Source organism: Vibrio sp. A1-b2 (assembly GCF_021726015.1).
GTDB lineage: Bacteria > Pseudomonadota > Gammaproteobacteria > Enterobacterales > Vibrionaceae > Vibrio > Vibrio diazotrophicus.
In genome coordinates this window covers 86,326-105,650 of record NZ_JAKKCI010000007.1, presented here as the reverse complement: position 1 = coordinate 105,650, position 19,325 = coordinate 86,326, and the positions used below count along the sequence as shown (strand labels likewise).

At 43.3% G+C, this 19,325-nt stretch carries 21 protein-coding genes; 12 read left to right on the top strand and 9 right to left on the bottom strand.

All coding sequences use genetic code 11. The features are described from left to right. Positions 1 to 67: 67 nt before the first annotated feature. Entirely contained in the window at positions 68 to 934 is an 867-nt protein-coding gene (locus L3V23_RS15425; RefSeq protein ID WP_102941539.1) for a YicC/YloC family endoribonuclease, read from the bottom strand. Positions 935 to 1,157: 223 nt separating this feature from the next. Between L3V23_RS15425 and rph the strand changes: the two genes are divergently transcribed. Both rph and pyrE read left to right on the top strand, forming a co-directional pair. After that, positions 1,158 to 1,874, top strand: a complete 717-nt coding sequence (rph, locus tag L3V23_RS15420; protein WP_102954617.1) for a ribonuclease PH — start codon at positions 1,158 to 1,160, stop codon at positions 1,872 to 1,874. A gap of 75 nt (positions 1,875 to 1,949) precedes the next feature. Further along, the gene (gene pyrE / locus L3V23_RS15415; RefSeq protein ID WP_102962978.1) at positions 1,950 to 2,597 is read left to right on the top strand and encodes an orotate phosphoribosyltransferase; all 648 of its coding nucleotides are present in this window, start codon (positions 1,950 to 1,952) and stop codon (positions 2,595 to 2,597) included. A 45-nt stretch (positions 2,598 to 2,642) separates the two neighbouring features. Here the strand turns inward: pyrE and lpxM are convergent, their stop codons facing one another. The 4 genes from lpxM to coaBC all read right to left on the bottom strand — a co-directional run bounded on the left by lpxM (position 2,643) and on the right by coaBC (position 6,567). Further along, complete coding sequence (gene lpxM, locus L3V23_RS15410; RefSeq protein ID WP_102962977.1) at positions 2,643 to 3,644, bottom strand: lauroyl-Kdo(2)-lipid IV(A) myristoyltransferase; 1,002 nt, start codon at positions 3,642 to 3,644, stop codon at positions 2,643 to 2,645. A 16-nt stretch (positions 3,645 to 3,660) separates the two neighbouring features. Then, positions 3,661 to 4,608, bottom strand: coding sequence for an LpxL/LpxP family Kdo(2)-lipid IV(A) lauroyl/palmitoleoyl acyltransferase (lpxL, locus tag L3V23_RS15405; protein ID WP_102966445.1), 948 nt, complete (start codon positions 4,606 to 4,608; stop codon positions 3,661 to 3,663). 5 nt (positions 4,609 to 4,613) lie between these two features. Continuing rightward, positions 4,614 to 5,204, bottom strand: a complete 591-nt coding sequence (slmA, locus tag L3V23_RS15400; RefSeq protein ID WP_042488100.1) for a nucleoid occlusion factor SlmA — start codon at positions 5,202 to 5,204, stop codon at positions 4,614 to 4,616. A gap of 130 nt (positions 5,205 to 5,334) precedes the next feature. Further along, positions 5,335 to 6,567 (bottom strand): bifunctional phosphopantothenoylcysteine decarboxylase/phosphopantothenate--cysteine ligase CoaBC, encoded by a 1,233-nt coding sequence (gene coaBC, locus L3V23_RS15395; protein WP_102966444.1) that lies wholly within the window; start codon positions 6,565 to 6,567, stop codon positions 5,335 to 5,337. A 206-nt stretch (positions 6,568 to 6,773) separates the two neighbouring features. Between coaBC and L3V23_RS15390 the strand changes: the two genes are divergently transcribed. The 6 genes from L3V23_RS15390 (at position 6,774) to mutM (ending at position 11,662) form a co-directional block, all read left to right on the top strand. After that, positions 6,774 to 8,453, top strand: coding sequence for a methyl-accepting chemotaxis protein (locus L3V23_RS15390; RefSeq protein WP_102966443.1), 1,680 nt, complete (start codon positions 6,774 to 6,776; stop codon positions 8,451 to 8,453). A gap of 151 nt (positions 8,454 to 8,604) precedes the next feature. Next, positions 8,605 to 9,279, top strand: coding sequence for a DNA repair protein RadC (radC, locus tag L3V23_RS15385; RefSeq protein WP_102966442.1), 675 nt, complete (start codon positions 8,605 to 8,607; stop codon positions 9,277 to 9,279). Between the two features lie 449 nt (positions 9,280 to 9,728). After that, complete coding sequence (gene rpmB, locus L3V23_RS15380; RefSeq protein ID WP_004728407.1) at positions 9,729 to 9,965, top strand: 50S ribosomal protein L28; 237 nt, start codon at positions 9,729 to 9,731, stop codon at positions 9,963 to 9,965. 13 nt (positions 9,966 to 9,978) lie between these two features. Next, positions 9,979 to 10,146 (top strand): 50S ribosomal protein L33, encoded by a 168-nt coding sequence (gene rpmG / locus L3V23_RS15375; protein WP_002535344.1) that lies wholly within the window; start codon positions 9,979 to 9,981, stop codon positions 10,144 to 10,146. Between the two features lie 198 nt (positions 10,147 to 10,344). Further along, positions 10,345 to 10,827 carry a hypothetical protein gene (locus L3V23_RS15370; protein WP_102962974.1) on the top strand — a complete coding sequence of 161 codons (483 nt, stop codon included), beginning with the start codon at positions 10,345 to 10,347 and terminating at the stop codon, positions 10,825 to 10,827. A gap of 25 nt (positions 10,828 to 10,852) precedes the next feature. Continuing rightward, a complete protein-coding gene (mutM, locus tag L3V23_RS15365) occupies positions 10,853 to 11,662 on the top strand; it encodes a bifunctional DNA-formamidopyrimidine glycosylase/DNA-(apurinic or apyrimidinic site) lyase (protein ID WP_102966441.1) in 810 nt (269 codons plus the stop codon). A gap of 12 nt (positions 11,663 to 11,674) precedes the next feature. Here the strand turns inward: mutM and coaD are convergent, their stop codons facing one another. Further along, positions 11,675 to 12,169 (bottom strand): pantetheine-phosphate adenylyltransferase, encoded by a 495-nt coding sequence (coaD, locus tag L3V23_RS15360; RefSeq protein ID WP_102966440.1) that lies wholly within the window; start codon positions 12,167 to 12,169, stop codon positions 11,675 to 11,677. A gap of 100 nt (positions 12,170 to 12,269) precedes the next feature. Here coaD and L3V23_RS15355 point away from each other — a divergent pair, with 100 nt between their 5' ends. Next, positions 12,270 to 13,301 (top strand): glycosyltransferase family 9 protein, encoded by a 1,032-nt coding sequence (locus L3V23_RS15355; protein ID WP_102966439.1) that lies wholly within the window; start codon positions 12,270 to 12,272, stop codon positions 13,299 to 13,301. Positions 13,302 to 13,339: 38 nt separating this feature from the next. On the opposite strand, the gene L3V23_RS15350 is transcribed toward L3V23_RS15355, so the two are convergent. Both L3V23_RS15350 and L3V23_RS15345 read right to left on the bottom strand, forming a co-directional pair. After that, a complete protein-coding gene (locus L3V23_RS15350; protein WP_102966438.1) occupies positions 13,340 to 14,119 on the bottom strand; it encodes a glycosyltransferase family 2 protein in 780 nt (259 codons plus the stop codon). Beyond that, a complete protein-coding gene (locus L3V23_RS15345; RefSeq protein WP_102966437.1) occupies positions 14,116 to 15,198 on the bottom strand; it encodes a glycosyltransferase family 9 protein in 1,083 nt (360 codons plus the stop codon). Before L3V23_RS15345 ends, L3V23_RS15350 begins: the two co-directional genes overlap by 4 nt. 120 nt (positions 15,199 to 15,318) lie before the next feature. On the opposite strand from L3V23_RS15345, the gene L3V23_RS15340 reads away from it, so the two are divergent. From L3V23_RS15340 to L3V23_RS15330, 3 genes are read left to right on the top strand one after another with little or no spacing between them, the layout of a single operon-like run. Continuing rightward, entirely contained in the window at positions 15,319 to 16,026 is a 708-nt protein-coding gene (locus L3V23_RS15340) for a 3-deoxy-D-manno-octulosonic acid kinase (protein WP_102966436.1), read from the top strand. Then, on the top strand, positions 16,026 to 17,081 hold the full coding sequence (locus L3V23_RS15335) for a glycosyltransferase family 9 protein (protein WP_180980322.1): 1,056 nt from the start codon (positions 16,026 to 16,028) through the stop codon (positions 17,079 to 17,081). The genes L3V23_RS15340 and L3V23_RS15335 overlap by 1 nt, the downstream gene beginning before the upstream one ends. A 2-nt stretch (positions 17,082 to 17,083) precedes the next feature. Beyond that, positions 17,084 to 18,055 (top strand): hypothetical protein, encoded by a 972-nt coding sequence (locus L3V23_RS15330; RefSeq protein WP_102966435.1) that lies wholly within the window; start codon positions 17,084 to 17,086, stop codon positions 18,053 to 18,055. On the opposite strand, the gene waaA is transcribed toward L3V23_RS15330, so the two are convergent. Beyond that, positions 18,013 to 19,323, bottom strand: a complete 1,311-nt coding sequence (gene waaA, locus L3V23_RS15325) for a lipid IV(A) 3-deoxy-D-manno-octulosonic acid transferase (RefSeq protein WP_102966434.1) — start codon at positions 19,321 to 19,323, stop codon at positions 18,013 to 18,015. The genes L3V23_RS15330 and waaA overlap by 43 nt on opposite strands. Positions 19,324 to 19,325: the final 2 nt, after the last annotated feature.

Genomic DNA, 19,325 nt, shown 5'->3' with positions numbered 1-19,325 from the left:
TGGTTGTGAACTAATAAAAAGCCCTTATAAATAAGGGCTTTGTGCATTATGGAATTTGGAACTAGTGTTATTCGATATTCTGAATCTGCTCACGCATTTGTTCGATAAGCACTTTAAGTTCTACACCTGAAGCGGTGATGTCAGTGCTGATTGACTTGGATGCTAATGTGTTTGATTCACGGTTGAATTCTTGCATCATGAAGTCCAGCTTACGGCCACAAGCGCCGCCTTTTTTCATTACATTGCGTGCTTCTTTGACGTGAGAATCTAGGCGGTCCAGCTCTTCAGCAACATCGGATTTTTGTGCTAGAAGAATCAGCTCTTGTTCTACTCGCGTTGGATCTAACTCAACTTTTGCTTCTTCAAACTTGTTGAACAGACGCTCACGTTGCCATTGCAGAATTTCAGGCATACGTGCGCGAACTTTCACGACTTCTTCGCTGATCGCAACCAAACGCTGCTCAATCAACTCTTTCATGTTTTCGCCTTCACGACCGCGAGCATCAATAAACTCTTTAACCGCTTCGTCGAACGCTTCTAGAAGCGTTTGGTTAATGGCATCCATATCTTGCTCAGGCGTTTCCATTACACCCGGCCATTGCATCACCTGAAATGGGTTGATACGAGTCAGTTCACCAGTCATGTGCATAACCTGACCAGCGGCTTTAATCACTTGGTGTGCTAATGCTTCATTGATTTTAAGTTCACTTTGCGCAGCAGGGTTAGCTTCAAAGCGTAGGTTACACTCGACTTTACCGCGCGCTAAACGCTGACGAAAACGCTCACGAAGCACAGGCTCTAGGCTACGAAATTGTTCAGGTAAGCGGAAATAAGTTTCTAGGTAACGCTGGTTTACCGAACGAATCTCCCATACTGCGCTACCCCAATCGCCTTTGACTTCTTTGCGTGCATACGCCGTCATACTGTAAATCATCAGTGAATCCTTGATTAATCTTCTGCAATTTAATTAGCGCTAATAGTAGCATACAAACACATGGGATAGGTGAGCGCTAATCTCGTTGTTGAAGATTCACACCTAGGAACTGAATCGGAATTCCTATATAATCCTCGCCCAATAAATTTCGGTTACCGGCTGAGTTTTTACGGACTTAGTTTTACTAACACAGCTTTGTTTCCACAACACAGGTAAATACCTTATGCGTCCAGACAATCGTGCTGCAGATCAAGTTCGTCCAATTAAAATCACTCGTCAGTACACGGCATATGCAGAAGGCTCTGTGTTAGTTGAATTTGGCAACACCAAAGTGCTGTGTAATGCCAGCGTTGAAGAAGGCGTGCCACGTTGGTTGAAAGGTCAAGGTAAAGGCTGGGTGACGGCGGAATATGGCATGTTACCTCGTGCAACACACTCGCGTACTCGTCGTGAAGCGGCAAGTGGCAAACAGGGTGGCCGCACCATGGAAATTCAACGCCTGATTGCGCGTAGCTTGCGTGCAGTGGTGGATTTAGAAGCCATGCCAGAAGTGATGATTACAGTCGACTGTGATGTTATTCAAGCAGATGGTGGTACACGTACCGCTTCTATTACTGGCGCTAGCGTTGCATTGGCGGATGCGTTTGCAAAGCTAGTTGCTGATGGCCGCTTGAAAAAGAACCCAATGAAAGGCCACGTAGCTGCGGTGTCTGTAGGCATTCTTGGCGAAGAGGTGCTTTGTGACCTTGAGTATGTAGAAGACTCAGCAGCCGACACTGACATGAACGTTGTCATGACAGAAGAAGGCAAGATGATTGAAATTCAAGGCACTGCTGAAGGCGAACCGTTCAGCCACGAGCAACTGCTTGATTTACTTGCTGTTGCCAAGAAAGGCATTGCCGATATCGTCCAGGTTCAAAAATTGGCTCTGGCAGAATGATGTTTTTATAGCTCCCAATTGGGGGCTATTTTTTTAAGTAACGTTTTTTAAGTAACTACGGAAGAGAAGAGAAAGATGAAAGCATACCAGCGTGAATTTATAGAGTTTGCCCTTGAAAAACAGGTGCTAAAATTTGGTGAGTTTACTTTGAAATCAGGCCGTAAGAGCCCTTATTTTTTTAATGCTGGTCTGTTTAACACTGGTCGTGATTTGGCTCGCCTAGGTCGTTTCTACGCCGCTGCGCTTGTGGACTCAGGTATTGATTACGATGTGTTGTTTGGCCCTGCTTATAAAGGTATTCCAATCGCAACAACAACTGCTGTGGCTCTGGCTGATCACCATGATGTGGACACGCCTTACTGTTTCAACCGTAAAGAAGCGAAAGACCACGGTGAAGGCGGTAACTTAGTCGGTAGCGCACTCGAAGGTCGTATTATGTTGGTGGACGACGTTATCACCGCTGGTACTGCGATTCGTGAATCAATGGAAATCATTAAAGCTAACGGTGCTGATTTAGCTGGCGTATTGGTTGCGATTGACCGTCAAGAGAAAGGCAAAGGTGAGCTTTCTGCTATTCAAGAAGTTGAGCGTGATTTTGGCTGTGCAGTGGTTTCAATCGTCAGCCTGACTGATCTTGTGACTTACCTTGAAGAGAAAGGTACGAACAACGAACATCTTGATGCAGTAAAAGCGTACCGTGCTGAGTATGGTATCAATGCTTAATTGATAACGCGTGATGGATATGAAAAAGCCCCTAACGGGGCTTTTTTAGTTTTGGGTCGGTGGTAACGGTTTTTCTTGGTCACCATCATGTGAGTTGTCATAAATCTCAATGCCATCACGGCGAGTTTTGAGAAGCGACAACTGCCACATATATTGCTCTGGATGAGGACGAACTAAGTCTTCAATCGCTTGGTTCATTGCGCGCGCATCCGCTTCTTCATCACCTGTCGGGAAGTTTTCTAACGCAGGTAAAATATGTACTTCATATTTCTGTGTTTTGTCGTTATACGCAGGTAGCACTGGAACGACTTTCGCTTTTGAAAGGCGAGCCATTTTACCAAAGCCTTTTAAGGTCGCTTTTTCTGTACCAAAGAAGGGAACGAAAACTGAGTTCGCCTCGCCGAAATCTTCATCCGGTAACCAGTAACCTAAATAACCATCTTTGATAGAGCGAACAAAAGGTTTAACCCCTGCGTCACGAGCGAAGATGCGGCCACCATACTGCATACGCTGAACGTGCATTAGCCAGTCGCCGATTGGGTTACGCTGAGGCTTCATGATGGTTGTTACTTTGTAGCCTTTCGCAGCTAGCATTACCGCTGGGTAATCTACAGCCCAAGCATGCGGTGCAAGGATAATCACCTTTTCACCAGCATCAAGAAGCGGTAATAGATTTTCTTCGCCAATCATCACGCCGCGATTTTGGTTATGTTTGGTTGAGCGAGCCAAAAATTCTGAATAACCCAGCATGTATTGGGCCGCTTTGACAAACGTTTCTTCTAAGATTTCCTGACGTTCTTGCTCGGATTTCTCAGGGAAGCAGTAAGCTAGGTTAACGCGAGCACGACGAACCACTCGACCATTTTTCTTGATAGCAAATCGAGAAAGTTTACGCGCTAATCCGTCACGCAATGACACGGGCATAAAAGCGAATAGAGCAGCAAAAGCGATACCTATCCATGTGCCCCAATGCTTAGGATGAAGAAAAGACCACTCAAAAGTTGGATTATGTAAGTATTTATTGATGCTGTTATCGTTGTCGCTCACAAGCAGAACCTTTTATTTACTGGTATCGGGCATTGGTTTGTGTTTCATCTGGCAGCGATTTAAACCGCTTATGAAGCCACATCCACTGTTCTGGGGCGCGAAGTATAATCTCTTCAACAAATTTATTCATGTAGGCTGCCGCAGCTTTTTCATCTTGTTGAGGGTAGTTACCCTCAATGGATTGATCAGCAATAAGCTCGTATTTACCTTGTGAATTTCTAAAACCGGAAACTGGTACAATCGCACATTTGCTGCTGTAAGCCAGAATACTGGTACCCGTAGTGGTGCATGCTTCTTCTACTGCGAAGAAAGGGACGAAAACAGATTTGTTATGTCCGTAATCTTGGTCTGGCAAATAGAACAGACGCTCACCTTGGCGCAGTACACGAATCATTTTCTTCAGATCGGTACGATAAACGAGTCGGTTACCATTACGTGTTCGGCCTCGGTACTGAATAAATTCATACGCAGGGTTGCTGTGCGGACGATAGACACCATAGCCACTAAGACCAATAACCGCAAAAGCACGAGCTGTGATTTCTAAATTCAAAGCGTGCACGCCACACATTAAAACACCTTTACCGTTTTCTGCATGTTTGCGTACAACCGCAACATCTTTTTCATCCAAGATGCGCTTAAAACGCCAAGTTGGCCAAAACCAGGTAATACCGGTTTCAATCAGAGCCATTCCAGTGTTTTTGAAATTTTCGATCACCATTTTATCGATATGTTCTTCTGACATATCAGGAAAAGCGAGCTCTAAGTTTCTTTTAGCAATAAAGACCCGTCTTTTGCCAAAGCGCATGCCAAAAGCCCCGATTGCGTGGCCAAGCTTTAGCAACATACGGTAGGGCAATAGGTTAACGGTTAAGGAGAGTAGACCAAATCCAAACCATACACCCCAATATTTAGGATGCAGCAGGGATAAGGAGAACTCTGGTTTGCCGGGTCTTTTTGTGCTCATTGTCTTTACTTAATTTGTGCGCTGAGTAATGCCCAGTATTCTTCAAAGTTTTCGGTTGGTTGGTATTTAAAGTCTGAACGTACAAAACGGTTCAAACTTCCTTCAACTTGGCCGAGCAACTGGGCGGCTAGTGTTTTTTCATCGACTGGGAATGATTTACCTTCACGAATTTTACGCTCTCGCAGTATTTGGCGCAAAGAGGTTTCAATTCGTTCAAACAATTGATTAATTCTGTCACGTAGACGTTCATTCTCAAACATTAGAGCATGTCCTGACAGAATTCTTGTCAGCCCAGGGTTACGTTCTGAGAAAGCCAGAATAAGTTGCATCACTAATCGAATGCGATTGAGGGTATCTTTCTCTTCATCAACAATGCGGTTAATTCGTGACATTAACGATTCTTCAATAAACTCGATTAGGCCTTCGAACATACGCGCCTTACTTGGAAAATGGCGATATAAGGCAGCCTCTGAAACGCCAACTTGGGCGGCGAGTTTTGCAGTCGTGATGCGTGAAGCACCTTCGTTTGACTCGAGCATTTCAGCAAGAGCTTGGAGAATTTCTTCGCGGCGATTGGTTTTTTTATTGCCGGCCATAACCCGTATCTTCCTTCTGGTTATCACTGCTAATCACGAGGTAGTGGTTGCGTGGAATAGACGCCATTACTTCGTAAGTTCGAGATTATTTAATGAGGAAGTAGGTGGAATCACCACCTACGATTTGCGTTTAGCTGTCCGTTTTATTGATGAAGCTGTTTATCAGCAGCATTAAAGCGTTTGCCAGTTCAGCTTTGCTTGCCAATGGCAGCGCCTGCTCACCTTGTTGCCAATATACGGTTAATGCGTTGTCATCACTATTAAAACCTTGTCCTTCCACAGATACGTCGTTAGCACAGATCATATCGAGGTTTTTGCTGGTTAGCTTACCGCGTGCGTATTGCTCCACGTTTTGCGTTTCAGCAGCAAAGCCGACAGTAAATGGACGGTTTTCTGTTAAAGCTGCAACGGAAGCGACAATGTCAGGGTTTTTAACCATAGTGATGGTAAGGGTGTCGTTGTCACCCGTTTTCTTAATTTTTTGTTCAGCGACGTGTTCTGGGCGGTAATCTGCTACAGCCGCACAAGCAATAAATGCATCATGTTCCGTTGCGGCGTGCATCACAGCATCATGCATATCCAGTGCGCTCTCAACATTGATTCGTTTTACTTGTTCTGGTGTAGCCAAACTTACAGGCCCTGAGACTAAAGTCACTTGCGCGCCCATTTTTGCTGCTGCGTCTGCAATTGCAAACCCCATTTTGCCAGAACTGTGATTGGTCACGTAACGAACAGGATCAAGTGCTTCACGAGTTGGACCTGCAGTGATCAGTACGCGTTTCCCATCTAACGGTTTTTCAGTAGATAGGGGGTTTGGACCAAAGAATGCTTCACAGTGATGAACTAAATCCATTGGCTCTAACATGCGGCCTTTACCCACATCACCACATGCTTGTTGACCAGAAGCCGGTCCCCAAATCATTGCACCACGACGAGCAAGGGTCACTAGGTTTTCTTGAGTTGCCGGGTTGCCGTACATCTGCTGATTCATTGCTGGAGAAACCGCAACTGGTGAGTCCGTTGCCAGCACTAAAGTGGTGAGCAAATCGTTACCCATACCTGCAGCCATGCGTGCAATAAGATCAGCGGTTGCTGGTGCAAGCAGAACTAAGTCTGCCCATTTGGCCAGCTCAATGTGGCTCATTGATGCTTCTGCACTTGGGTCAAGCAAGCTGTAAGAAACGGGATTGCCGGAGACGGCTTGCATAGTAAGTGGCGTAATGAACTCACGCGCAGCATCAGTCATTACTACTTGAACTTGTGCGCCACGCTCAATCAAACGTCGCGTTAATTCTGCGCATTTGTAGGCGGCGATGCCCCCACTGATGCCAAGCAGAATTTTTTTTCCTGCCAAAGTTTGCATTCTGGATTCCTCAAAAAATCTGCGGGTTATGTTAGCACAACTCCCAGAATATGTATGAGCTGTGTCAACTTAACAATCCGCACAGGTGAAATATATGAGATTTTGCTTACACATCGGTGAGATTTTCTTTAAGAAAAGATTCCTCCGGAAGATAATGTCTTATGTATCAATAAAACCAACATAAAAAATCAAACGCTGGAGCACCTATGTTTCGTTCGATGAGAAGCCGTACCAAGTTGTTATTACTAACAGTTATCCCGTTAGTTGTGATAACCAGTGTCAGTTCTATGGTGTATTACTGGATAGGGATGAACAGTTTGCAACAAGAGCTGACTCAATATCGTGAGCAGTTAGTTAACAACCGTAAGCAAGAGTTAAAAGCCTACCTGATGATGGGTGTAACCGCGGTTAAGTCTCTTTACGAGGAAGACAGCAGCCCTGAAAACAAAGCGTTAGCAAAAGAAATTTTAAAGTCGATGCGCTTTGAAAGCGATGGCTACTTTTTTGCGTACGACTCAAAAGGTGTGAATACCCTTCACGCAATGAATTCATCACTGGAAGGCAAAAACCTTTACGGATTAAAGGATGAGAATGGCGTCCCTGTTATTGCAGGTTTGATTGATGCGGCTAAAACGGGTGATGGGTTCTTATACTTCTCTTGGCAAAAACCTTCTATTAAGGCTCAAGCACCGAAATTAGGTTATGCAGAATATTTACCGAAGTGGGATTGGGTGTTAGGTACAGGTATTTACATCGATGATATCGATACTCAGCTTGCCGAATATCAAACGCAGCGCTTGGCGGTGTTGCATGACCAAACCTATTCAGCTGTGGGGCTGTCTTTCCTAGGCTTGTTAATTACAAGTTTAATTGTGAGCTTGCTTGTGGCTCGAGGCGTAGCACCGCTGCAGCATATTGTTGGTTCTCTGAAAGATGTGGCTGCGGGTGGCGGTGATTTGACGGCTCGCTTGAAAGTGGAAAGTCACGACGAAGTAGGTGAAGTTGCGAAAGCATTCAATGATTTCATGGACAAGCTTCATCCGATGATCGCCGATATTCGACGTTCTGCCGATGATGTAAGCAGTGCAGCTATGGAACTGGATAAGCAAACGTCTAAATCCAGCCAGCAGATGAATGAGCACTGTTTAGAAACCGATAAAGTAGTCACTGCGGTAACTGAGATGAGTGCGACCTCTCGCGAGGTGGCGAACAACACCAACGCAACTGCACAAGCTATTGAGTCTGCAAATCAGCAAATTATCGAAGCTCAGAGAGAAGTGAACCTAGCTATTGAAGGCATTGGCGCTCTGGTCAATGAAGTCGATCTGACTTCTGATGCTATTCAAGAGCTAAGTCAACAAACCAGCAAGATTACTCAAGTTCTTAAAGTGATTGGTGATATCGCTGACCAAACTAACCTGTTAGCGCTGAATGCTGCGATAGAAGCGGCGCGAGCGGGTGAACAAGGGCGTGGTTTTGCGGTGGTCGCTGATGAAGTTCGTTCTCTGGCGAGCAGAACACAAAACAGCACAAAAGAAATTGGAGACATGATTGAAGCGTTACATCAAGGTGTTAACAAAGCGGTCACCAGTATGAATGTTAGCCAAGAACGTGGAGAGAAGACGGCGTTAGAGTCAGTTCAGATTAAAGAAACGCTCTCTGGTATCTCTAATGCGGTTTCAGTGATTCAAGACATGAGTACCCAAACGGCTTCTGCTGCTGAGCAGCAAAGCGCAGTAGCTGAAGAGATTAACCAGAATCTTGTGACTATTCAGCATATTGTGAATGATCTGAGTGAAAACCTGAAATACTCGGAATCGATCAGCCATCGTTTAACGCATTCTGGAGACAAAGTAGGAAGCTTGGTTGGACACTTTAAGGTTTAACCAACACTCTCGCTTCAAGCAATATTGAACCCAGTCTAAAAATCCCCAAAGCCAGTTGCGGTTTTGGGGATTTTTTCGTTTTTGTATGCCAAATATCCCCAACGACTTGGAGTTGCAGCTTCAAGTTGGAAGAGTATAGACAGGAGCTGATATGAAGCGAAAATTTCTTCCTAGTGAATCCATGCCTCGTGAAAAATTGTTATCGCGAGGCCCTCAATCCCTTTCTGATGCGGAACTGCTTGCCATATTACTTCGTACAGGTACTCAAGGAATGAATGTATTGGAGTTAGCTGATTTTCTGTTACGGGAGTTTGGTTCGTTGCGATCTCTGTTTTCCTCATCCAAAGATCACTTTTGCCAGCACAAAGGGTTAGGCGAAGCTAAATATGTGCAGATGCAGGCATCACTAGAAATCACGCAGAGGTTTTTGGCTGAAACATTAAAGCGCGGAGAGGCTTTAACCAGCCCACAGCAGACTCAATTGTATCTTTCGAGTGTGTTGCGCGACAGGCAGCGTGAGGCTTTCTATATTCTTTTTCTCGATAATCAGCATCGGGTTATTCAGGATGAAATCTTGTTTGAAGGCACCATTGATGCTGCCAGTGTCTACCCAAGAGAAGTGGTAAAACGCGCGCTTCACCACAATGCTGCAGCGCTTATCTTGGCGCATAATCATCCTTCAGGTGTGGCAGAACCCAGTCAGTCAGACAGAAGGATCACCCGTCGTATCTCAGACGCTTTAGCTTTAGTGGATATTCGAGTCTTGGATCACTTTGTCGTTGGAGACGGAGAAATCGTTTCTTTTGCTGAACGAGGGTGGATGTAAACATTGATCGCTTCATTCTCACTTTTTAAGAGCAAACTCAAGCTGCAAAATAGAACAACACCTTGCCAACTTTTGTATTTTCTACGGAATGAACGAGTCTAAAATGCAATGTTTAAACCTATCATTATGTTAAAAAACAACGCTTAAAAGAGATTTGTTGATGATTTCGCCTGAATGCGTAAAAAATGCTTAGCTTTCTGTCGTTTTCTGGTATGATTCGCACACATTTTTTGACACTAATTCAGCTCGCCAGAGAAAAAAGATCAGCGAATCCTGCAAAAAGGATCTGTTCGGGTCTTGAGCAATGGGTATCAAGTTAGTATAATGCGCGACCTTTGATAGCCTTGCGTGGATTTTCCATAGCGGTTTTTACCTCAGTTCTTTTTGAACATTAAGGGGTTCAGCCAGCAAGGTTGATATCGAGCTGAAACGATTTGGAGAAGACATTCATGTCCCGAGTATGCCAAGTAACTGGTAAGCGTCCAGTAACGGGTAACAACCGTTCACACGCACGAAATGCTACTAAGCGTCGTTTTCTGCCGAACCTACAAACTCATCGTTTCTGGGTAGAGAGCGAAAAACGTTTTGTTAAACTACGTCTAACTGCTAAAGGCATGCGTATTATCGACAAGAAAGGCATCGATGCTGTTCTTGTTGACATCCGTGCACGTGGCGAAAACGTTTAAGAGGAATTAAGCAATGGCTAAAGGCATTCGTGAGAAAATTCGTCTAGTATCATCTGCTGGTACTGGTCACTTCTACACTACTGACAAAAACAAGCGTAACATGCCAGGCAAATTCGAGATCAAAAAGTTTGATCCAGTAGTTCGCCAACACGTTATGTACAAAGAAGCGAAAATCAAGTAATTGATTGCTCTCTTTAAGTAGTAAGAAAACCCAGCCTATAAGGTTGGGTTTTTTCTTTTCTACGCCATACTTTTTTCTGCAAGCTTCTGCTTGAAAGGCTCACTGTTCTGACACTCCTCTCTAGGATCTGCATTTTCTTCCTGTTAATCTACATCCACGCTTTTACTATGGATCTCCTCATTTATTAAGGATAGCTTCATGCGTGTTGCTCCTAGTCGCCGTCGTCGGTGGAACAATATTCTCATTCTGGCTGTGGTGTTATTCATCGGGGTTTTAAATCTCCCAGCTGTGATAAAAACCTACTTTATGGAACCGCCAGCGCCAGCTTACCCAACGTTGCTCAATACCGAGTGGCAGCTACAAGCGATACATTTTCCTCAGCTATCTTTAGAAAAGAATCAAGGGCGTTGGAGAGCGACGCCACCAAGCAGTATCGCACCTGAAATATTGGTAGAACGCTGGAAAGACTTGGTTGGTACTGAAGTCGATGATGAAACGTATCAGTCGTTCCTGCCTATTCTGCGCAATCCACAAACGGTAGAGGTGTGGTACAGCGATCGCGAAGAACCACAAAGGATCACTTTTTATCAGACACCGCGTTTTTGGCTGTTCAAAAACTGGCAAGATAAGTGGATAGCCATTTCGGTTGAACAAGGCTACTTGTTGCCTGAGAACGAATAATCAAAAGAATGAGACAGGAAGTGTTATGCCAGAACTCCCAGAAGTAGAAGTCAGTCGTATGGGAATTTCGCCTCATCTTGTGGGGCAGAAAGTGCGGTCATTAGTCTTTCGTACGCCGAAATTACGTTGGGATATTCCCGTTGAACTGAAACAGATGGAAGGGCAGGTTATCCGTTCCATTTCCAGACGAGCGAAGTATTTGCTGATTGAAACCGATATCGGCTCGGCTATCGTTCATCTTGGAATGTCAGGTTCCTTGCGGGTGTTGGATGGGTTTATTACCGCAGGTAAGCACGATCACGTTGATCTCACTTTGAGCAATGGCAAAGTATTACGCTACAACGACCCTCGACGATTTGGCGCGTGGCTGTGGTGCCCAATCGGAGAATCACACTCTGTGCTCGGGAATATTGGTCCAGAGCCACTGACGGATGAGTTTGATGCGCCATACATGGTTGAAAAGGCGAAGAACAAGCGTGTTGCGGTGAAGCAGTTCATCATGGACAACAAAATTGTTGTAGGCGTAGGGAATATTTATGCCAGTGAATCGCTTTTTAGTTCTCGAATTCATCCACAACGCCCAGCTTGCTCTTTGTCTTTAGATGAGTGGAAAACGCTGGTGGCAGAAATCAAAGCGGTGCTTACCGGTGCAATAGCTCAAGGTGGTACGACGCTTAAAGATTTTGCTCAGGCGGATGGTAAACCGGGCTATTTTGCTCAAGAGCTGCAAGTGTATGGAAAAGCAAAACAAGCATGTCCAAGTTGCGGCGAGCCGATCATCGATCTAAAGATCGGGCAGAGAAATACGTTTTTCTGCCCAATTTGCCAACTTTAAAAAGAGTCAGAATTAAACTTTTTTCTTGGTATGCAGCGCGCTTGCGACAACTTCCGGCACGAACTGGTCAACATTACCGCCATGGATCGCCACTTCGCGAACAATGGTCGAAGAGATGAACGCGTGCTCTTCGGCTGGAGTGAGAAACACACTCTCTAAGCCGGGCATTAAGCGTCGGTACATATTGGTTAAACCAAACTCATACTCGAAATCGACCGTGGTGCGTAAGCCTCGAATCAGGACATTGGCTTGTTCTTGCTTAGCGAAATCGACTAATAGTCCCGAAAAACCTTTCGCGGTGACATTATCAAGATGTTTGGTTACTTCGCTGGCGAAGGCCACTCGTTCATCTAAAGTAAACATAGTTTGTTTACTAGGGCTTGCCGCTACCGCAATAATGACCTCATCAAACATGCTCGCCGCACGTTCAATTAAATCTAAATGACCGTTGGTAATCGGGTCGAAAGTGCCCGGATAAAGCACTCGAGAAATACGTTTTTGACTCACAATCTATTGCTCTTTAGTGAACGGAATGTCCGCCATACTAACAAAAAGGCTTTGAAGTCGGTATGATTGAACCAGTTAATTTGAGTATAAACAGAACAGAATGAAAAAGTTACTTGTTATTCGCAACGATAAAATTGGCGACTTTATGCTGGCGTGGCCAAGCTTTGCTATGTTAAAAGCGTCTATGCCTGATTGTCACATAACAGCGTTGGTACCTAAGTACACGGCAGCATTGGCTGAGTTGTGTCCCTGGATTGATGCCGTAATGATTGACCCGACGGAGAAGTCAGATAAAAGTGCTCAGAAAGCGTTAATCGAAGAGATTAAAGCGCAAAACTTCGATGCATCAATTAACTTATTCTCCACTACCTACAATGCGTTGTTAGTGTGGAAGGCAGGGATTCATTATCGTCTAGCACCTGCAACAAAACTGGCTCAAATCTTCTATAACAAACGTATCAAACAGAAACGCTCTCAATCAGCCAAACCAGAATACGAGTACAACTTGGATTTAGTCAGAGCTTTTTTGCGTGATACAGGCATAACAATCGTAGAACCTAGTGCACCTTATTTGTCGTTTAGCGACGAAGTATTGAAAGCTCAGCGAGACAAACTCTCAGAACAACTTGTTCTTGATGTCGATAAGCCTTGGATATTTGTTCATGCTGGAAGTGGTGGCTCGGCAAACAATCTAACCTTGGAACAGTACGCGAATTTAATTCAGGGTTTGGAAGGTGAGCATGAAGTTGTGTTAACAGCAGGCCCAGGTGAAGAAGCTAAGGCCGCAGAACTAAAAGCTATTATTGAACAGCTTGGCGGTAAAGCGGCTTTGTATGATAAAAACGATGGTCTGGTAGATTTCACTCGCTCTATAGCTTGTGCTCAGCTGTTTATTGCGGGCTCAACAGGGCCACTGCATATTGCTGCAACATTAGATGTACCCACGGTAGGTTTTTTCCCTGCTAAGCGTTCAGCCACGCCGCTGCGTTGGCGTCCTCTGAATTCAGAAGGTCGTCATATAGCATTTTGTCCCCCACAAGCAGAAGACAAGCAGAGCCAAGAAAACATGACTCGAATTGATATTGCTACGGTTGTCGGGCAAGTGAATCCGTGGGCGAAAAATTTCCTTTGATAGACAAAAAAGCCTGAGTCTAGCTCAGGCTTTTTCATTTATTTCTTATAGTTACTGTCGTTGTTTCGAGCCCATAAGTCGGCATATTTGACGAATGTTGAGTGAGCAGACAGTAAAGATATCAAAAAGCCTTGTTTGCCATCTAAAAATCCACGCTTAAGCACATACATTTTCAGGAAGCAGCCGATGGCGTGCCCAATACCTTGGCTTAACGAGGATTTCTTACCTTTAGCCTGACGTTGATCTGCCCAAGCTTTGGCATAACCAGCCGATTTTACTAGGTAGTGGTGAATGTCATTGTAGGTGTAATGAATCGCATCCCCGTGAAGTGTCTCAACCTGCATATTGCCTGTCATTTCCACTTTCTCATGTACGAGAGCGTCATTATATTGAGTCAGATTGGTTGGGTACAAACGCAGTACACGATCGGGGTACCAGCCACAATGGCGAATATATCGTCCAAATACCCAGCTAAGACGTGCAAATTGGTAAAGCGTATTCGGTTTATTTTCTGCTACTGCTTTTAATACGCTTTCTTTAAGTTCTGGAGTGACTCGCTCATCCGCATCTAGCCAAAGAACATAGTCTGATTCGACATGATTTTGCGCTAGGCGTCGTTGTGGGCCAAAGCCTGGCCAAGCCGCGTTAACGAAAAATTTATCTGTGTAGCGACGAGCGACTTCTTCTGTGTTATCACTGCTACCAGAATCCAGAACAACTATTTCGTCGACCCAGTCATGTACGGTTTCTAAACAGGCTTCTAAATGCTGAGCTTCGTTCTTAACAATTAAAGCTACGGCTAATGTCGGTTTGGTCACGATGGATCCTTAGTAGTGCTAGTTGCTGCTATTTTAAAGTCATGTACCGCTTTATCAAACATTTGAATGACTTGCTTCGCGGTAATCCGGCTCATTGCCTGTTCATCTTTAACCCGGGTACGCCAGCTTACTTCTGATGGTGACTTTCCGGTTTCAGCGAGTAAAGCTTCTTCATAGGCAGATACCACATACTGACGATAATTATAGGGGCCAGTGCGCTCTGGATTATGGTGTGCATATAAACCGATTACAGGTGTATTCATTGCGTTCGCCATATGAGTAGGCCCCGTATCCGGTGCAATAACAAGATCGGCTTTATCGATTAAAGCGAGCATCTGTTTGAGAGTGCTTTGACCAACGAGATTGATTACTGGTACAGCTAATTTTTGTTGGATACTTTCGGCGAGGTCTTTTTCTATTTTGGCAGGGCTGCCAGCTAAGATAATCTGCCATCCTTGAGCATGTGCGTAGGTAATAACTTCAGTGTAACCTTCTGCCGTCCAGTTTTTGTATCCTTTACTGGCTGCGGGAACAACAACGAGTTTGGGTTTGTCCGCGACAAAATGTTCATTTGCCCATTGCTCATCAATGAGCTGGTAGTTGAGTTCCCACTTTGCTTGTGTATCTTTAACACCCATAAACTCAACAAAAGCTAACAAACCATCTAAAACGTGAGTTTTATTGGGAGAAGGCACTTTAATATTGGTAAACAGGGTTTGAAAATCGTGGCTACGCGCGTTGTCAAAACCTAATTTGTACCTAGCCTTTATACCTAGAGTAGCAATGCTAGCGCGAAAAGCGTACTGCATATGGAGTAGGGCATCAAACCTGTCATTCTTTAGCTGCGCCCATAATGTTTGATAGGCCTTCCAGCCTTGTTTCTTATCAAACACAATCACACGAACGCCTGATAAATCTCCGATTAACTGAGCTTCCAGCTTCCCTGTTATCCAAGTAATTTTCGTTTCTGGCCATTCGCGTTGAATTGCCTGAACCGCAGAAATGGTGTTACACACATCTCCGATAGCCGATAAACGCAAAATACAGATTGATTGAGGAGCAGTTTGAAAAAGCGCCATGTAAGAACCCACCTAAATATTGAGTCAAGATTATGCAGAGTGCGCTATAAAATGTAAAATGCTAAGGCACTTACGTTGTTAGCGTGAGAGGTTGGTTGATAATTGTGAGGATTTCGATTTTTGTTCAAGACACTAACAGAGAAAAACCAAACGATCTGGTTTGACGAAGCGTTATTAGCTGAAGATCCAATGCAATGTTTTGATGCCGATTTCTGGCAACGCCGAGACAAGGTCTTGGGGAGCGCAACGGGTCGAGGTACTACGTGGTTTGTCGATGGTGAAAAATGCTCGGCAGCGCTGCGCCATTATCGACGTGGTGGTCTGTTTGGTAAATTAGTGAAAGATCATTATTGGTTTCAGGGCTGGGAAAAAACGCGCAGTTATCAAGAATTCCAACTTTTGAACACGCTCATTAAAACTGGTGTCAATGTACCCAAACCGATAGCGGCAAGAGCGGTAAAGCGAACTTTTTGCTACCAAGCCGACTTATTGAGTGAGCGCATTCCTAATGCCCGTGATTTAGTGTCTATTCTCCAAGAACAAGCTTTGCCTGCCGAAATGTATCGGAAAATAGGCCAAGAAATCCGTAAGATGCACGATGCGCAAGTCAATCATACCGATTTAAATATTCATAACATCTTGATCGATGACCAAGAAAAAGTATGGATTATCGATTTTGATAAATGTTTTCAACAAGATGGTGACAGTTGGAAGCAAAGCAATTTGGAACGGTTGAAGAGATCGTTTGAGAAAGAAGTTGGTAAAAGAAATCTCCAATATCGAGAAAACGATATGTCCAACGTTTTAATAGGTTACAAGAGCAAATAATGATGAGAAGAGTGGTTAGCCAAATACAGCGCTTTAGGGATATTATCCGTCGAAAGTTGGGGATATGGTTGTTCGATACAAAGAAAAAAGCCACTTTTAATCCTACTGATGTAAAGAGCATTCTGTTCATTCGTCATGACGCTAAGCTTGGAGACGCAATCGTATCATCTTGCCTTATTCGAAAGTTGAAGAAGTTTCGTCCAGATATTAGGCAGGTGGTTTTAACTTCGAAAGGTATGTCTTCGATGTTTAAAGACGATTTTGGCGTAGATGAAGTCGTCCATATCAAAAAGCGCCCTTCATATGGTGAGATTCGAAATATTTGCCAGCAAATTGGCTCTGTCGATATGGTGGTATCTCTAAATCAAGATATGAAGATGAAAGATATCTACATGTTAAAGCATCTAGAATCACAGCTTAATGTTGGAGTAGACCCTGAAGTCGGTTTGATTAATATCAATATACAAAACGATATTTGTCATGCTCACTATGCTAAGAAGTTTGATTATATAGCTAAGTTAGTTGGAATTGATGCTCCAGAAGAATCATATATAGTTCCAGTTAAAGATGAAGCGATACTTCGAGTTAAGCAGTTTCTAGTAGCAAAAGGAATTGACAAGTTTGTATTGTTAAACCCTTTTGGTAGCGGTAACGAGAGAAAGCTTAGCGCTGAGAAAATTAATGAAATTTTGTTGGAAGTTCAGAGCAAAAAATCTCTTCCAGTTGTGATTCTTTCATCTCCCGATACAAGAGAGCTTCTAGCATCCATGCCAATCGTATTTTCAGGCAGCGTAGTACATTTTGACCAAAGTGAATCTATATTTGATGCTATAGCCGCGGTCGAGTTATGTGATTTAGTCATTACTGTTGACACCTCGATTGTCCATATAGCAGCTGGTCTGAATAAACCACAAATCGCTATTTATAGTGATGACAAGACTAACTTTAAAAACTGGAACCCTAATTCGATTTTAGCTAAGGTGATAAAGACTAGTGGTTCAATTAGCAACTTTAAGATAGATTCATTGCAAATGACATTGATGGTTGATAGATAAATATGAGAATACTATTTATTTGTCCGGATTGGGCTGGGTTAGCTACACCTATTGTCAAAGAGATGAGAAGACAAGGTCATAACGTTACTTTGTTAGATCATTCTGATTTTTCTGATTTTTCCTATTTTAATAAAACACATCGATTACTTTCTAAGTGTTATCAAGTATTCTCTGGCGAAAATTATAAACATCGACAAACTTGTATAGAAATATCAAGAACTATCAATTCCTTCTTCATAGATAGAGAGATGTTTGATGCGGTTATTATGACAGAGCCAAGTTTGTTTGAAAGAGAACACTTGTTACTTCTGAAAAAACATTGCCATAAACTAGTTGCAACTCTATGGGATAGTTTAACAAAATCGCCGAAAAACAAGCAAAACATAGATCTATTTGACGCCGTTTTTAGTTATGATCGAGAAGACTGTAGTCGATATAATTTCGTTAAAATAAACAATTATTTAGATCCGTCATGGTTTACCTGTATAAGTTTAGAAAATGCTCGATATGATATTTTTTCTGTTATGAGTTTCACAAGGGAAAGATATAGTCAAATAGTTAATTTTCTAGATGATAATCCGAATATTTGTCCAAATATTTATTTATATATCGATAATGAAAGGAAAAGAAAATACATAAATGACACGCGAGTTAAAGTAATCAATACGATTATGTTGGGGGATGAACTTAAGGAAAATATCGAAAACTCTAAAGTAATTTTAGATTTACTACAGGGTCATCAGACTGGTATGTCATTTAGGGTTTATGAATCTTTAGCTTATAAGAGAAAGTTGATCACAACGAATGCAAATATCGTTAATTATGACTTCTATAACCCTTCCAATATTTTTATATTAGAAGGAGAATCGGTACCGGAAAGTTTCTTTTATACTGATTATGAAGATGTACCTGAAGATATAATTAGTAAATATCACTTATCTTCTTGGGTTGAAAATGTTATTTCCGATTTATAGTAAGGGATAAATGCTTCTATAGTATTCTTTATAGCACCTTTGCTTTTTAGGATGCATTGATAGCTAAGAGAGCCTAGTCTAATTAATTGGCTCCTATTATTGACTAGTGTTACAACAGATGTGGAGATTGCCTTTGCTGAGGGAGTAATGATTATCGCATTGTTAGAAAGCATAAGCTGAACTATTTCTGAAAAATTATAATAGCTTGGGCCTGTTAAAACGGGCTTTCCGAGCGCAGCTGGCTCCAACATGTTATGCCCTCCAACTTTATCGCCTAGCAGACTCCCACCCATAAAGCAGATATCAGCAGCTTCTATTAAGACCAACATCTCCCCCATGGTATCGCCCAAATAAACCTGAATGTTGGTGTCTAACAGTCTATGACTCTGTTCAGTTCTTCGAACAGTATTGAACATGTGCTGGGATAGGTTAAATACGTCGTTAAACCGTTCAGGATGACGTGGAACCAACATTAGCAGAGCATTAGGATGATCTTTTAATACTTCTTGATGTGCTGATAATATTTGTTCGTCTTCGCCGTTATGTGTGCTGGCAGCTATCCAGACAGGACGATTATTACCCAACTGATTGCGTAGGGCTTGGCCTTCTTCTTTCACTTTTGGACTAACTTCAATATCAAACTTAACTGAGCCAGTTACAGAGACTTTTTCTTTTGCTACACCCAGCCTAATAAAACGTTCAGCATCATCAGGATATTGGCACAGAACTTGAGTTAAGTTCTTGGCTAACATGTCAAATATTGGCTGTACTTTGGCGTAGCGCTGGCAAGAACGTTCTGATAGACGTGCATTAATTACGGTAATAGGAATGTTCGCTTTCGCGACCGTATGCAGAGTGTTGGGCCAGAGCTCAGTTTCCATAATGAGTAGCTGGCTAGGCTTTATCGCATTTATAAAGCCACGAATAGCGAACGGGAAATCGAATGGCATATAGCGATGTTCGGCTATTCCTGCTAACTTTTGGGCTTGTTCCGCGCCTGTAGCTGTCGTTGTAGTGATGACTATCGTTAGGTGCGGATATTGTGCTTTTAGCTTCTTAATCAGAGGCGTAACTGCGAGAGTTTCGCCTACTGATACGGCATGAACCCATATTGGGCCATGGCAGTTGTCTAATTTAGGCGTTAAACCGAAGTGCTCTTTCCAGCGTTTTCCTACACATGGTTTTCCTGTTCGGTGTCTATATAGCCCCCACATTAGAAACGGTGACGCAACAGCAAGCAAAGCAGTGTAGATATAGCGAATGAGCACGG